The sequence below is a fragment of the Microbispora sp. KK1-11 genome, assembly GCF_006874435.1.
GTDB classification, from domain to species: domain Bacteria; phylum Actinomycetota; class Actinomycetes; order Streptosporangiales; family Streptosporangiaceae; genus Microbispora; species Microbispora catharanthi.
The window spans coordinates 1-14,966 of sequence record NZ_VIRJ01000022.1 but is presented as its reverse complement, the minus strand read 5'-3'; the positions used below and the strand labels follow the sequence as shown (position 1 = coordinate 14,966).

Sequence of the window (14,966 nt, the reverse complement as noted above, 5' to 3'; positions counted from 1 at the left end):
TGAAATTGGTCTGGACCTTTGAGGGGCGCTTTACCTGCTCACGGGTAGACTTCGGGCGGAGATAAGCGGAGGAAACACTTATGGCGGACAAGCCCACCAAAGGCCTCGCCGATGTCGTCGCCGCGTCCACAGCGCTCAGCGACATCGACGGCAAGGCCGGCCGTCTCTTCTACCGGGGATACGACATCCACGACCTGGCCGGCCACGCCACCTTCGAGGAGGTGGCCCACCTGCTCCAGCGCGGCACGCTGCCGACCCGCCGGCAGCTCGCGGAATACGGCGCGGAGCTGGCCGAAGGCCGGTCCCTGGGCGCGCTCGTCGAGAGCAACATCTCCGAGATCGCCGGGAAGCAGGGGCCCATGGAGGCGCTGCGCACCCTGGTCTCGCTGGCCGGGGCCGACGACCCGGACAAGGACTCCAACGCCGCCGACGCCAACCGCCGTAAGGCCGCCAGGCTCACGGCGCAGCAGCCGGTCCTCGTCGCCCGCTACCACGCGGCCAGGTCGGGAGCGGACCTCCCGGCGCCCGACCCCGAGCTGAGCACCGCCGCGAACTTCCTGCTGCAGATCACCGGCCGCCGTCCCGAGCGGCGCGAGGTCGAGATCTTCGACACCTGCCTGGTGCTGCACGCCGACCACACGATGAACGCGTCCACGTTCGCCGCCCGCGTGTGCGCCGCGACGCTGTCCGACATGCACTCGGCGATCGTCGCCGCCATCGGTACGCTCAAGGGCCCCCTCCACGGTGGGGCGAACGAGCAGGTCATGCGTACGCTGGAAGCGCTGGACCCACGCGGCGTCGCGCAGGCCGTACGGGACAAGCTGGCGGCGGGCGAGAAGATCATGGGATTCGGGCACCGCGTCTACAAGACCGAGGACCCCCGGGCGACGCACCTGCGGCGGATGTCGCAGGAGCTGGCCGAGGCCTCGGGCGACGACACCTACTACCGGATGTCGCGGGAGATGGAGGAGGTCGTCTTCGCGGACAAGCACCTCTACCCGAACGTGGACTTCTACGCGGCGACCGTCTACCACTACCTCGGCATCCCGACGGACCTGTTCACGCCCGTGTTCTCGGTCAGCCGGATGTCCGGATGGACCGCTCACGTGATCGAGCAGCACGCCGACAACCGGCTGATCCGGCCGGACAGCGAGTACATCGGCGAGCGCGACCAGAAGTGGGTGCCCATCGACGAGCGGTGAGAGTGAGGAACGCGCCGAGGACCGCAGTGGCAGGCATGGGAGAGACGTGAGAGCGAGCGAGAACACGGCCTGGGGGCCGTACCTGCTGGTGGTGGCGGGTGCGGCCGCCGGCCTGTGTGTGATCGGCCTGGGTGTGCCGGTGCCCGCGGGTGGTGCGATCATGGGATGTGGCTTTCTCGCCGGATCCCTGGTCCGGGTGACGGTCTCCGAACGGCGGGCGGGCGCGCTCGCGGTGCGCAGCAAACGGGTGGACGCGCTCACGCTGGCGGCGTTCGGTGCGGCACTCGTCATCGGCTCGCTGCTCATGCTGCTGCGGCTGCACGACTCGTAGGGACACGACCTCGTCGCGGACTTACCACACCCGTCCGATAGCCTCAACGGCCAGTGAGCCTCAAAAAGGACGTGCTGGCCAGTTAATTCAGAAGGGGAACCCCACGCATGCCCAAGATCAAGGTAGCGGGCCCGGTCGTCGAGCTCGACGGCGACGAGATGACCCGGATCATCTGGCAGTTCATCAAGGACCAGCTGATCCTTCCCTACCTCGACGTCGACCTGAAGTACTACGACCTCGGCATTGAGCACCGCGACGCCACCGACGACCAGGTCACGATCGACGCCGCCAACGCCATCAAGCAGTACGGCGTGGGCGTGAAGTGCGCGACGATCACGCCGGACGAGGCCCGCGTCGAGGAGTTCGGCCTGAAGAAGATGTGGAAGTCCCCGAACGGGACGATCCGCAACATCCTCGGCGGTGTCATCTTCCGCGAGCCGATCATCATGTCGAACATCCCGCGGCTCGTGCCCGGCTGGACCAAGCCGATCGTCGTCGGCCGTCACGCCTTCGGCGACCAGTACCGCGCCACCGACCTGAAGATCCCCGGCGAGGGCACGCTGACGCTGACGTTCACGCCGAAGGACGGCAGCGAGCCGATCGAGCTCAACGTCTTCGACTTCCCCGGCTCCGGCGTCGCCCTGGCGATGTACAACCTGGACGAGTCGATCCGCGACTTCGCCCGCGCCTCCATGCGGTATGGCCTCAACCGCGGCTACCCGGTCTACCTGTCGACCAAGAACACGATCCTCAAGGCGTACGACGGCCGGTTCAAGGACATCTTCGCCGAGGTCTACGAGACCGAGTTCAAGGCCGACTTCGAGGCCGCAGGGATCACCTACGAGCACCGCCTGATCGACGACATGGTGGCCGCCTCCCTGAAGTGGGAGGGCGGGTACGTCTGGGCCTGCAAGAACTACGACGGCGACGTCCAGTCGGACACTGTGGCGCAGGGCTTCGGCTCGCTCGGCCTCATGACCAGCGTGCTCATGACCCCCGACGGCCGCACCGTCGAGGCCGAGGCGGCGCACGGCACGGTGACCCGCCACTACCGCCAGCACCAGCAGGGCAAGCCGACCTCCACCAACCCGATCGCCTCGATCTTCGCGTGGACCCGCGGCCTGCAGCACCGTGGCAAGCTCGACAACCAGCCCGAGGTCATCGACTTCGCCGAGAAGCTGGAGCAGGTCTGCGTCGAGACCGTCGAGGGCGGTCAGATGACCAAGGACCTCGCGCTCCTGGTCGGCGGCGACGCCGAGTGGCTGACCACGCAGGACTTCCTCGCGGCGCTCGACGAGAACCTCAAGAAGAAGATGGCGCTGTAAGGAAAGCCGTCACGAAACGGGCCTCTGCCTGCGGTTCCACCGTCAGGCGGAGGCCCGTTCGCCTCTCCGGGCCGTCTGCGGGCCGTCAGGCACCCCGGACGACCCGGAAGGCGGCCACGATGGCCTTCCGGCTCGAATGCTCATCCGCCCTGTCTCGACCGCGCCGGCGGCGGTGACCAGCGGCTGACCACATCACTGTGCGAGAACGTCGCGGATCGCCCGAACCGCTGCCTCGGGGCGGCGGAACGGCAGCGTGACGTGCCCCGCGTCCTCCACGATGCGGTTCTCGCCGCGCGGCACGGAGGCGGCGAAGTCGTTGTAGAGGCGCGTCTTGCCGTCGGTCTCCGCCTGGAGCAGTTCATCGGAAGCGCCCGCCGACACCGCCCGCTTGAACGGGTCGACGGCCACCGCGGTCAGGATGATCATCGGTACGTCGGGCAGCGGGCCCGCGGCGCGGATCTCGTCGTGGACGGCTTTGACGTTCGCGGCCTCCCGGATGCCCGTGAGCAGCCACTCACGGCTCACGTGGCTGTCGACGAGCGGCTCGCGCAGGCCGGCGGGCCAGTCGGCCATCTCCTGTTCGAACAGGACGCGGTAGAACTCCAGGATCTCTCCGGGCAGCTCGTCGGGAAGGGCGTCGGCGGGGTCCCATGCGTCCCATCGTTCGACCAGTTCGCGCGGCATGTAGGCGCGGTAGTCCTCGTGGGCCGGTTCCATCAGGACGAGCCCGGCCACCTCTCCGGGGAAGCGGATCGCGTAGTGACGGGCGTACAGGCCGCCCAGCGAGTGCCCGGCCAGCACGTAGGGGCCGGGAATCTCCGCGACGTCCAGGAGGGCGCGGAGTTCGTCGGTGGCCTCGGTGGACGAGCGAGGCAGGTCGATGCCGTCGCTCCAGCCGGTCCCGGCCCGGTCGTAGAAGACGCTCGTGGTGAAGGCGGCCGCTTGCCGCTGAGCGTCCCAGTAGTCCATGCCGACCGCGCCGGCTCCGGGGAGGAACACGACGGCGGGGCCGCCACTCCCTTCTCGATGCAGCAGCAGCTTGCGGCCGTTCACGTCGTAGTACTCGCCCAGGGGTGGCTTCATGGCCTGTGTCCGTCCTGCGATCCCAGTTTTGGAAATGGTACCAAGGATGGGATCGTAGGCGTATGGACATGCTGACCCTTCTTCTGCACCCGGTGCGCCTGCGGATCGGGCACGCCATGTCGGGCGGTCGCGCTCGTACGGTCGGTGACCTGTGCGCGGACCTGGCCGATGTGCCGAGGACCACCGTGTACCGGCATGTCGGGCTGCTCGCCGAGGCGGGCGTGCTCGAAGTGGTCGGCGAGCAACGGGTGCACGGCGCGGTCGAGCGCACCTACCGGCTGCAGCGAGCCCGGACGGTGATCGACCGCGACATGGCCGCGTCGATGTCACTGGAGGACCATCGCGCGGCGTTCACGACAGGGCTGGGAGTGTTGCTCAGCGAGTTCAACGCCTACCTGGACAGGGAGGGAGCCGACCCGTTCGCCGACTCGGTGGGGTACACCCAGTCCACGTACTGGCTGACACCTGACGAGCTCGCGGACCTGATCAGGCAGGTGCAGGCCGTGATGACGGCCCACCGGGGCAACGGGCCGGCGGCGGGCCGCCGGCCATACCTGCTGAGCCCGATCCTGTTCCCCACTGGCGGCACCGTCACGGAAGGTGACGCATGAGGCCCTGACGCCCACATGCCCGTGAACGGCGGTGTCTGAGAGCGAGGGCGCGCGGGTGAGTCCGAGGGCGCCGTTGCCCGGAATGCCGGGCGATCACACCCCAGGGCCGTCCAGGCGTTTCCGGGCGGCCCCTTTTCCGTCACTTCGAGGTAGGGACCGCTCTCTGCTTTGTCACGGTTTCCTGACGTCACGGCGCGGTATCGAGCTGCGGAACCGTCGCACCGGGGCCGTAAAGTTCTGCTGGCCGGTACTTTGCCGAATCGTGGGGAACGGGATGCCGCAGATCGCGCCGTTGCAACCGGGGGATCCGACCAGGCTCGGTCCCTTCGTGCTGTCCGGCCGTCTCGGCGAGGGCGGGCAGGGCGTGGTCTACTTCGGCCAGGACCAGGCCGGCGAGCGGGCCGCGGTCAAGCTGCTGCACGTCAAGTTCTCCGGCGACGCGACCGCCAGGTCCCGCTTCGCGCGGGAGCTGCGCGCCGCCCAGCGCGTGGCGAGCTTCTGCACCGCCGGGGTCCTCGCGGCCGACCTGGAGGGCGACACGCCGTACATCGCGAGCGAGTTCATCGACGGCCGGTCGCTGCGCGAGGCCGTCGAGGAGAACGGGCCGCTGACCGGCTCGGGCCTGGAGCGGCTGGCGGTCGGCACGGCCACCGCGCTCACCGCGATCCACCAGGCGGGCATCGTGCACCGCGACTTCAAGCCCGACAACGTGCTGCTGGCCGTGGACGGCCCCCGGGTGGTGGACTTCGGCATCGCCCGCATCCTCGACTCGACCGCCACGATCACCAGCCGGGCGATCGGCACGCCCGCCTACATGGCGCCCGAGCAGATCTCCGGCGGCAGGGTCGGGCCCCCGGCGGACGTGTTCTCCTGGGCCTCCACGATCGCGTACGCCGCGACCGGCGACGTCGTGTTCGGCGGCAAGTCGATCGCGGTCGTGCTCAACCGCATCCTCAACCACGACATCGACACCGGGATGCTGCCCGAGCCGCTCGGCGGAGTGGTCCGAGCGTGCCTGCGCAAGTCGCCGGACGAGCGGCCGACGGCCGACCAGATCCTGCTGCGTCTGCTGGGCCGCGCGGTGTCGGGCGACGCCTCGGCGGTCGTGCTGTCCGAGGGGGCCGCGCACGCGGCCGACCCCGACGCCACGCGCCTCGCGCGCACGGGTCCGGGCCGCGCCCTGCCGACGGGCGCGGGCCCCCTGCCCGCGGGCGGCGCGCGGACCGGGGGCGGCGCGCGGACCGGGGGCGGCGTGCGGACCGGAACCGGTGCGGAGGCCGGGACCGGTGCCCGCACCGGAAGCGGCGCGTGGAGCGGCACAGGCGGTCATGCCGGGAACGACATGCCGACCGGGGCGTCCCGATCGGCCCTGTCGTCCTCCGGCCCCACCGATCCCAGGTTCGGCGGCGCCCCCCACGAGGGTGCGGGCTCCGGCGGTCACGGGGCCGTACGGCCCGGCGCGGGGAAATCCGACGCGACGGGGCCCGCGCCGGCGAGGATCGGGCCAGCTGGGACCGGGCCGGACGGGACCGGGCCGGACGGGGCCGGGCCGGACGGGATCATGCCGGCCGGGACCGGTCGGGCGCGGCGCCGCAGGAGGGGCCTCGTCGGCGCGCTCGCGGCCGCGCTCGCCGTCGTGGCCGCCGGGGGCGCGATCATCGCCGCCAAGACCGGCTTCGCGTTCGGCGGCGCGTCCGAGGACGGCGGAGACGCCGTGGTCACGCCGCGGCCCAGCCCGACGTACGCCTCCGTCTATGAGAAGGCGCGGCGGACCAAGCGGCTGACGATCGGCGTGCGGGGGGACGTGCCCGGCGTCGGCCTGGAGCAGGCCAGCGGGTTCAGCGGGTTCGACGTGGACGTCGCGACGTCCATCGCCAGGAGCCTCAAGGTTCCCGCGAGCGGGATCACCTTCCGCAGGATCGGCGTCAACGACAGGGTGCGCGCGCTGACCGACCACGCGCTGGACATGATCGTCGCGACCTACTCCTACGACGACAACCGCGACGACGCGGTCACCTTCGCCGGGCCGTACTACACGGCCCACGCCGACCTGCTGGTGCTCGCCGGATCGCGGATCAAGAAGCTGGAGGACCTGGCCGGGCGCCGGATGTGCGCGCCCGCCGGCAGCACCACCGCCCGGCTCGTCGCCGACAAGGTGAACGTCGAACAGGTCCGGGCGGGCAACTACGCCGAGTGCATGGATCTGCTGACCTACGGCAAAGTCGACGCCGTCCCGGGGGACGACCTCATCATCGCCGGCTTCGCCGACCGCGTGGCGAGCCTGAAGCTGTCGGTGCTCGGCCTGCGGCTGACCGACCAGCGCTACGCCGTCGGCCTGCCCAGGAAGGACGTGCGCACCTGCCGGGCCGTGGAGGACGTGATCAGCCGCATGTACGGCGACGGCACGATGCGTGACCTGCTGCGCAAGCACTTCGGCAACGTCGACTTCGATCCCGAACGGGACGCGCCGCCCAAGCTCGCCTGCCGCTGAGACCTCCGGCCGGGCGGGTCAGGCCCAGGTCAGGCCTGGCGTTCGAGCTGGGCCATGGCGTCCTCCGCCCACTCCAGCGTGGTGCGGGTCTGCCGGATGCCGAGGTCCAGGGCGAGGTCGCCGAACTTGACCCCGGACGTCCCCTCCGGGACGGGGGAGGCGTGCTTGGCCGCCCAGAGGGCCTCCAGTTCGGCCAGCTTCCGTTCCACGTACGCCTTCAGCCGCTCCAGCACGTCCAGCGCTTCGCCGGGGTCGAGCAGCGGGAGCAGGAACGCCTGCAGCGCGACCTCGCTGCGCGCGGGACCCGTGGGGTCGTGTCCGATCAGCCAGGCACGCAGCTCCGCGCGGCCCTCCGGCGTGATCGAGTAGATCTTGCGCCCCCGTGCGCCCTCCGCCTCCACCGTGACCAGCCCGTCGGCGGTCATCTTCGCCAGCTCGGGATAGATCTGGCTGTGCCCCGCCTGCCAGACGTGGGCCACCGACCTCTCGAACCCCTTGGTCAGGTCGTAGCCGCTCGCCGAGCCGTAGGCCGTCAGCAGACCGAGAAGAGCGATGCGCAGGGACATGCCCCTCACTATATCTCCGGATTGACATGTAAGAACTTACATGTCACTTTCGACACATGCGATCCAGAAACGGACTCCTCCTGTTCGCCGTGCTCGGCGGCATGTTCCTGGCGATGCTCGACCAGACGATCGTCGGCACCGCGCTGCCGAGGATCACGACCGAGCTGGGCGGCACCGGCCTCTACACCTGGGTGGTGACCGCCTATCTCCTCACCTCGACCGTCACGGTCCCGCTCTACGGCCGGCTCTCCGACGCGTACGGGCGAAAGCCGCTCCTGCTGGTCGGGGTGGTCCTGTTCCTGCTCGGCTCGATCCTGTCCGGGGCGGCGCAGAGCATGGGGCAGCTCATCGCCTTCCGCGGCGTGCAGGGGCTCGGCGCGGGCGCGCTGCTGCCGCTGTCGCTGGCGCTGGTGATCGACCTGTTCCCGCCGGAGCGCAGCGGGCGGGTGCAGGGCGCCCTCGGCGGCGTCATGGCGCTGAGCTACATCGCCGGGCCGTTCCTCGGCGGCCTGTTCACCGACCACGCGAGCTGGCGCTGGGCCTTCTACGTGAACGTCCCGATCGGCGCCGTCCTCGTGGCCATCATCGTGTGGCGGCTGCCGCACCGGCCGGGGCACGGCGGGGCGCGGCCCGACTATCTCGGCATCGCCGTGTTCAGCGCCGCGATCAGCGCCCTGCTCGTCGGCCTGACCGAGAAGGGGATCGACGGCCACACCTGGACGAGCGGGCCGGTGGCCGGGCCGATCGGCGCGGCGCTCGCGCTGCTCGTGGTGTTCGTCCTCGTCGAGCGGCGGGCCGCGGAGCCGATCGTGCCGCTCCACCTGTTCGCGAACGGCACGTACTCGCTGGTCAACGTCGCGTCGTTCTTCACGGCGTTCTGCATGTACGCCGGGGTGGTCTTCCTGCCCCGCTACTTCCAGGAGGCGCACGGCCTGAGCGCGACCTCCTCGGGGCTGCACATCTACCCGCTGATGCTGGCGATGGTCGTGGGCAGCGCGGTCACCGGTGCCCTCATCTCGCGCACGCGCCGCTACAAGCCGTGGCTGGTGATCGCGCCGGTCTTCCTCGTCGCGGGCACGGCGCTGTGCGCGAACCTCGAGGTCGGCACCTCGACCCCGCTGCTCGTCGCCTGGATGGCGCTGATCGGGCTCGGCATGGGGCCCATGCTGTCCGGCCTGACCGTGGCGATCCAGACGTCCGTCCCGCCCCGGTACATCGGCACGGCAAGCGCGAACCTGACGTTCTTCCGGCAGATCGGCGGCTCGGTCGCGCTGGCCGTCGCGGGCACGGCGTACACGTCGGTGGTGACGCGGGAGGCGCCCGTGCACGGGATGCCCGCGGCCCACGCCGCCGCGACCGCGACCGTCATTCCGTGGCTGGGGGTCGTGGGCGCGGTCGTCGCCCTCCTCGCGCTCGCCCTGCTGCCCCGGGGCGGCGTGCGGCTCGACAGGCCGGCACCGCAGCAGGACCTCGTCGCCGCGTGAGACGGGCGTGAGACGGCGTGGGACGGCACTTCAGCGGCGCTCCGAGCGGCGTGTCGGACGGTGCGCGGGGCCCGTCCGACACGATTGAATTGATCTCAAGCGTTCGGGGGAGCGGCAGTGGGTCGTAGGGTCGTCACGGGTTTGGTCTGTGTGTTCGTCGCCGGAGCGCCGCAACCGGCGCTCGCCTTCTCCGGGGAGCCACCCCGGCCGGCGCCGGTGAAGGATCAGTGGGGCACGGCCGATCTCGCGGTCGGCATCACCGCCTCGCCGAAGGTGGCGCAGCCGGGGCAGCCGCTGACCTACCACGTCACCGTGCACAACAAGGGCCCGGGGGACGCCGTGCTGCCGACGCTGCGGGTCGCGCTGCCGAAGGACTTCCAGATCGTCAACGTGGGCGTGGCGGAGTGCGAGCCCGGCCGGGCGCGCAACCGGGTCGTCTGCCACTCGTCCGACGACGTCCTGCCCGGTGGCTCGGGCGACATGACGATCACGGGAGTGATCGCGCCGGGAGCGCACGGTCCGCTGCGGGCGCGGGCCGACCTGTCCTCCGAGGTGCTCGACAAGGACGAGACCGACAACTCGGCCGAGGCGGTGACCAGGGTCGACGAGGGGGCCGACCTGGCGATGCGGTTCCGCTCCTCGACCAGGTTCATCCGCCCGGGCCACTGGTTCTCCGTACGCGCGGAGGTGCGCAACCGGGGGCCGCGCGTCGTGCGGGACGCCTACGTGTTCTTCCAGCCGCGCGAGGCCCGGCTGCTGTCCGCCAGGGGCGGGCGCTGCCGGGGGAACCGCCAGTTCGTGGGATGCTCGCTGCCGCCGATCAGGTCGGGGTCGCGCGGGCTGCTCGAACTCGTGTTCCGGGTGCCGTCCCGGGCCTCGCACGCCGTGGCCACGATGGCCACCGTCTACTCGCGCCGCTACGGCGACCGCCGCCCGGCCAACAACAAGGCGAGCGTACGGGTGGGCCTGCGCCGCGCCTGACCGGCGACGCGGGGCCCAAGGCGGACATCGGGGTCAGGTGGGCGTCGGGGTCAGGTGGGCGTCGGGGTCAGGCGGGCATCGGGGTCAGGCGGGCATCGTGGAGGCGGTCCAGGCGTCGGCGACCATGTCCCGCAGCGTCGCGTGAGCCGGCTTCCAGCCCAGCTCGCGCTGGATCTTCTCCGACGACGCCACCAGCACGGCCGGGTCGCCGGGACGGCGCGGTGCGACGGTGGTCGGGATGGGGTGCCCGGTCACCTCGCGGCAGACGTCCACGACCTCCTTGACCGAGAAGCCCGTGCCGCTGCCGAGGTTGTAGATCCGGTGCTCGCCGGGCGTGCAGGCGTCCAGGGCGAGCAGGTGCGCGCGGGCGAGGTCGGCGACGTGGACGTAGTCGCGGACGCAGGTGCCGTCAGGAGTGGGGTAGTCGGTGCCGAAGACACTGACCGACTCGCGCTCGCCCTGGGCCACCTTGAGGATGTTGGGGATCAGATGGGTCTCGACCGTGTGCCGCTCGCGGAACTCGCCGTACGCCCCGGCCACGTTGAAGTAGCGCAGGCTGACCGCGCCGAGGCCGTACAGCCCGGCGAAGGCGGTGAGCGCGGTGTCCACGGCGAGCTTGGACGCACCATAGGGGTTGCCCGGGCGGGTCGGGTCGGTCTCCAGGATGGGAGTGCGCTCCGGCTCGCCGTAGGTGGCGGCGGTGGAGGAGAACACGATCCGGTTCACCCCGGCCTGCCGCATGGAGTCGAGCAGCGCGAGCGTGCCGCCGAGATTGTGCGACCAGTACAGCCCCGGCTTCTCGACCGACTCGCCCACCAGCGACTTGGCCGCGAAGTGGAGCACGGCGTCGAATCCTTCGGACAGCACGCCGCCCGCCTCGGTGATCGACGCCTGCACGAACGCGGCTCCGGGCGGCACGGCGTCGGCGTGCCCGGTCGACAGGTCGTCGAGCACCGTGACCTCGTGCCCCTCCTCCAGGAGTTGCGCCGCCACGACGCTGCCGATGTACCCGGCTCCACCAGTAACCAGCAGCTTCACTGTTTGCTCCTGTTCAAAAGTGTTGGATTATGTACGTCCAGGGCCTAGCTTACGCGCTTCCCATGAGGAGCGGGTTAAATGCCACCAGTACCGCAATCTCAGCAAGTGACGGGAGATTGCGACGACCGGCCTGGCCTGCCTGACACCCGAACGGACAGATGACGTGAGCAACGTCGCGGTGACCATCGCCCTGGTCCTGATATTCATCCTGATCGGCGGTTTCTTCGCCGCAGCCGAGATGGCGATGGTCTCGCTGCGGGAGAGCCAGATCCGCCGCCTGAGCCGCGACGAGGGACGCCGTGGCGCGCGGGTGCAGAAGCTCGCCCGTGACCCCAACCGCTTCCTGTCGGCCATCCAGGTCGGGGTGACCGTGGCGACCGTGCTGTCGGCCGCGCTCGGCGCCGACGCGCTGGGCCCGCGGTTCGCTCCGGTCCTGCAGCAGTGGGGCCTGCGGCCGAGCGTGGCCGCGCCCGTCGCGTTCGTGGCCGTCACGCTGGCCATCTCGTACGTGACCCTGGTGCTCGGCGAGCTGGCGCCCAAGCGGCTCGGCCGGCAGCGGGCGGAGAGCCTGTCGCTCGCGACCGCCCCGCTGCTCGACCGGATCGCGACGCTGTCGAGGCCGGTGATCTGGCTGCTGTCCAAGTCGACCAACGGCGTCGTACGGCTGCTCGGCGGCAACCCGTCCGCAGACAGGGCGGCCATGACCACCGAGGAACTGCGCGACATGGTGGTGGGCCACACGGACCTCACCCAGGACGAGCGCGACGTGATCGCCGAGGTGTTCGCGGCGGGCAAGCGGCAGCTCAGGGAGGTCATGCTGCCCCGCACGGAGGTCGAGTTCATGGCGGCGGACACCCCGCTCGCCGAGGCCGCCGTGCTCGCCGCGGCCATGCCGCACTCCCGGTTCCCCGTCTACCGCGACACCTACGACGACGTCATCGGGTTCGTCCACGTGCGGGACCTGCTCGACCCGGTGCGCACCGGGCGGCTGGAGCCGATCAGCGAGGTCGTGCCGATCCGCCCGGTCAAGCTCGTGCCGGCGAGCAAGCGGGTCCTGGCCACGCTCGCGGAGATGCGCGACGAGGGCCACCACCTCGCCATCGTGGTGGACGAGTACGGCGGCACCGACGGCATCGTGACGCTGGAGGACCTCGTCGAGGAGCTCGTGGGCGACATCCGCGACGAGTACGACGAGAGCGGCGACGCCGTACGCGTGATCGCCGGAGACGTCGAGGTCGAGGGGCTGGTCAACCTGGACGAGTTCCACACGCAGACGGGCGTGCGGCTGCCCAGCGGGCCGTACGAGACCCTGGGCGGATACGTCATGGCATCCCTCGGCCACCTGCCCCAGCGTGGCGAGGTCGCCGAGGCGCCGGGCGTGAGGCTGACCGTGACGGAGATGGACGGCCGCCGCGTCTCCCGCGTCCGCGTCACCCGCAATCCCCCCGAAGACGCGGCGCCCGCGACGGCCGGCTGAGCCGCGGGCGCGTGCGGGGCGGGTCGAGTGCTCTCCCCGCCGAAGCCCCGCCGAAGCCCCGCCGAAGCTCAGCCGAAGCTCAGCCGAAGCTCAGCCGTCGCCCGGGAGAGGCGTCCCCGGCCGGATCGGGGGCCCGCGCCCCTGGCCGCGTCTGTCGCGGGCAGCCCGCGACTGCTGACAGAATTGCCGTATGGCTCTTGCTCGCGTCCTGTCCGGTATCCAGCCCACCGCCGACTCGTTCCACCTGGGCAACTATCTCGGCGCGATCCGTCAGTACGTGGCACTGCAGGACACCCATGAGGCCTTCTTCTTCATCGCCGACCTGCACGCGCTGACCGTCGCGCCCAAGCCCGAGGAGCTGCGCAGGCGCACGAGGATCGCCGCCGCCCAGCTGTTCGGCGCGGGGCTCGACCCGGAGCGCGCCGCGGTCTTCGCGCAGAGCCATGTGCGCGAGCACAGCGAGCTCGCCTGGTATCTGATCTGCCAGACCGGCATGGGCGAGGCCGGGCGGATGACCCAGTTCAAGGACAAGTCCGCGCGGTACGGCGAGAGCTCGGCCAGCGTGGGCCTGTTCACCTACCCGATCCTCCAGGCGGCCGACATCCTGATCTACCAGGCCGACCAGGTGCCGGTCGGGGTGGACCAGAAGCAGCACCTGGAGCTCAGCCGCGACCTCGCGCAGCGCTTCAACAGCCGCTACGGCCAGACGTTCAAGGTGCCGAGCCCGTACATCCTCAAGGAGGTCGAGAAGATCACCGACCTCCAGGACCCGACCGCCAAGATGTCCAAGTCGTCGTCGAGCCCGCAGGGCATCCTCGACGTGCTGGAAGAGCCGAACGTCCTGCGCAAGAAGATCATGCGCGCGGTGACCGACACCGGCAGCGACGTCGTCGCCGACGAGGAGAACAAGCCGGGCGTCACCAACCTGCTGCGGATCCTGTCCGCGCTGACCGGCACGCCGATCCCCGAACTGGAGACGCGGTTCGCCGGGCAGGGGTACGGCACCTTCAAGAAGGAGGTCGCCGAGGCCGTCATCGAGACGTTCTCTCCCATCCGGGAGCGTACGGAGAAGCTGCTGGCCGACGAGGCCGAGCTCGACCGGATGCTGGTCGCGGGCGCCGCGCGGGCCCGCAAGGTGGCCCGCGAGACGATGGAGCAGGTCCGCGAGCGCCTCGGCCTGCTGCCCACGTCGCACTCCGAGTGAACCGCGCCTGAGACCGCGGCCCCGCCCCGGGCCGGGCCGCGGTCGCCGCACGCATCGAGATGCCTTCTCCGGGTACACAATGCCGATGGGGATGGCGATGATCGACCAGGTCACCCGGCGCGTCGACGAAGTCAGGGCATGGGGCCGGATGTGGATCGAGCGTGACCGGATCCGCTTTCCCTGGCTCGACCACCTCATCAGGACCGTCCAGCGCTACCAGGTGCAGTCGGGAGACCGGCTGGCGGGCGCCATCACCTATTTCGCGTTCCTGTCGTTCTTCCCGTTGATCGCGCTGGCGTTCGCCCTGTTCGGCTACGTCGTGACGATCCGCCCGGACGCGCTCGCCACGCTCACCGAGGCGATCAACAGCCAGCTTCCCGGGCTCGCCGGGCAGCTCCACATCGACCAGCTCGCCGGGGCACGGGCCCGGGCAGGGCTGATCGGCCTGCTCGGCCTGCTGTACGCCGGGCTGGGCGCGATGGACGCCCTGCGCGGGGCCCTGCGCACCGTCTGGATGACCTGCGAGCCGCCGCTCAACTACTTCGTCGGCAAGCTCCGCGACCTCGTCGCGCTCGTGTTGATGGGCCTCGCCATGCTGGCCTCGGTGATCGCGAGCGGGTTCGCCACCGGGGCCACGAGCACGGTCGCCGGATGGCTCGGCCTGGGCTCCTCGCCGCTGGCCGGTTTCGGGGTCTGGCTCGCGGGGATCGGCGCGAGCCTCGTCGCCGACCTGCTGCTCTTCCTGGTCATCCTCGGCTGGCTGGCCAAGCCGTCCCAGCCGTTCTTCGTCGTGCTCAAGGGCGCGCTGCTGGGCGCGGTCGGCTTCGGCGTGCTGAAGCAGCTCGCGGCGCTGATCCTGTCCGGCACCCTGCGCAACCCCGTGTACGGCACGTTCGCGGTGGTCGTGGGGCTGCTGCTGTGGATCAACCTGTCGGCCCGGGTGATCCTCTATGCCGCCGCGTGGACGGCGACGGCCACGCTGGGCCCGCCGCCCGAGCCCACCCCGCTCCCGTCGCCCGCGACCACGCCCACGACCGATCCCGTCTAGTAGTGCTTTGTTAGGTGCTCAGGGTGGGCGCTGTGAGCAGGTGGGGCAGCGGCCGGTCCAGGTGGCCAGGAGTATCTGGAGTTCTTTGAGGATCGTGTAGAGGGTCAGGCCGCGGCTTTTGGGTC

At 70.8% G+C, this 14,966-nt stretch carries 13 protein-coding genes; 10 read left to right on the top strand and 3 right to left on the bottom strand.

Features of this window, described 5'->3' with window-relative positions; translation table 11 throughout:
* The first annotated feature begins 80 nt into the window (after positions 1-80).
* From FLW16_RS27355 to FLW16_RS27345, 3 genes are all read left to right on the top strand, one after another.
* Complete coding sequence (locus FLW16_RS27355) at positions 81-1,202, top strand: citrate/2-methylcitrate synthase (RefSeq protein ID WP_142563022.1); 1,122 nt, start codon at positions 81-83, stop codon at positions 1,200-1,202.
* A 46-nt stretch (positions 1,203-1,248) separates the two neighbouring features.
* On the top strand, positions 1,249-1,533 hold the full coding sequence (locus FLW16_RS27350) for a DUF3017 domain-containing protein (RefSeq protein WP_142563021.1): 285 nt from the start codon (positions 1,249-1,251) through the stop codon (positions 1,531-1,533).
* A gap of 107 nt (positions 1,534-1,640) precedes the next feature.
* The gene (locus FLW16_RS27345) at positions 1,641-2,858 is read left to right on the top strand and encodes an NADP-dependent isocitrate dehydrogenase (protein ID WP_030508449.1); all 1,218 of its coding nucleotides are present in this window, start codon (positions 1,641-1,643) and stop codon (positions 2,856-2,858) included.
* Between the two features lie 192 nt (positions 2,859-3,050).
* On the opposite strand, the gene FLW16_RS27340 is transcribed toward FLW16_RS27345, so the two are convergent.
* Positions 3,051-3,941: an alpha/beta hydrolase gene (locus FLW16_RS27340; protein ID WP_142563020.1), complete on the bottom strand. Its 891-nt coding sequence runs from the start codon at positions 3,939-3,941 to the stop codon at positions 3,051-3,053.
* A gap of 68 nt (positions 3,942-4,009) precedes the next feature.
* On the opposite strand from FLW16_RS27340, the gene FLW16_RS27335 reads away from it, so the two are divergent.
* Positions 4,010-4,552 carry a helix-turn-helix domain-containing protein gene (locus tag FLW16_RS27335; protein ID WP_221891320.1) on the top strand — a complete coding sequence of 181 codons (543 nt, stop codon included), beginning with the start codon at positions 4,010-4,012 and terminating at the stop codon, positions 4,550-4,552.
* 262 nt (positions 4,553-4,814) lie between these two features.
* On the top strand, positions 4,815-7,043 hold the full coding sequence (locus tag FLW16_RS27330) for a serine/threonine-protein kinase (protein WP_185949615.1): 2,229 nt from the start codon (positions 4,815-4,817) through the stop codon (positions 7,041-7,043).
* Between the two features lie 29 nt (positions 7,044-7,072).
* On the opposite strand, the gene FLW16_RS27325 is transcribed toward FLW16_RS27330, so the two are convergent.
* Positions 7,073-7,609, bottom strand: a complete 537-nt coding sequence (locus FLW16_RS27325; RefSeq protein ID WP_142563017.1) for a PadR family transcriptional regulator — start codon at positions 7,607-7,609, stop codon at positions 7,073-7,075.
* A 56-nt stretch (positions 7,610-7,665) separates the two neighbouring features.
* Here FLW16_RS27325 and FLW16_RS27320 point away from each other — a divergent pair, with 56 nt between their 5' ends.
* Entirely contained in the window at positions 7,666-9,093 is a 1,428-nt protein-coding gene (locus tag FLW16_RS27320) for an MDR family MFS transporter (RefSeq protein ID WP_142563016.1), read from the top strand.
* Positions 9,094-9,210: 117 nt separating this feature from the next.
* Positions 9,211-10,074, top strand: coding sequence for a CARDB domain-containing protein (locus FLW16_RS27315; protein WP_142563015.1), 864 nt, complete (start codon positions 9,211-9,213; stop codon positions 10,072-10,074).
* An 84-nt stretch (positions 10,075-10,158) separates the two neighbouring features.
* Here the strand turns inward: FLW16_RS27315 and galE are convergent, their stop codons facing one another.
* On the bottom strand, positions 10,159-11,112 hold the full coding sequence (galE, locus tag FLW16_RS27310) for a UDP-glucose 4-epimerase GalE (RefSeq protein ID WP_142563014.1): 954 nt from the start codon (positions 11,110-11,112) through the stop codon (positions 10,159-10,161).
* Between the two features lie 163 nt (positions 11,113-11,275).
* Here galE and FLW16_RS27305 point away from each other — a divergent pair, with 163 nt between their 5' ends.
* The 3 genes from FLW16_RS27305 (at position 11,276) to FLW16_RS27295 (ending at position 14,841) form a co-directional block, all read left to right on the top strand.
* Positions 11,276-12,589 (top strand): hemolysin family protein, encoded by a 1,314-nt coding sequence (locus FLW16_RS27305; RefSeq protein WP_142563013.1) that lies wholly within the window; start codon positions 11,276-11,278, stop codon positions 12,587-12,589.
* A 190-nt stretch (positions 12,590-12,779) separates the two neighbouring features.
* The gene (gene trpS, locus FLW16_RS27300; protein WP_142563012.1) at positions 12,780-13,793 is read left to right on the top strand and encodes a tryptophan--tRNA ligase; all 1,014 of its coding nucleotides are present in this window, start codon (positions 12,780-12,782) and stop codon (positions 13,791-13,793) included.
* 91 nt (positions 13,794-13,884) lie between these two features.
* Positions 13,885-14,841: a YihY/virulence factor BrkB family protein gene (locus FLW16_RS27295; RefSeq protein ID WP_260615634.1), complete on the top strand. Its 957-nt coding sequence runs from the start codon at positions 13,885-13,887 to the stop codon at positions 14,839-14,841.
* Positions 14,842-14,966: the final 125 nt, after the last annotated feature.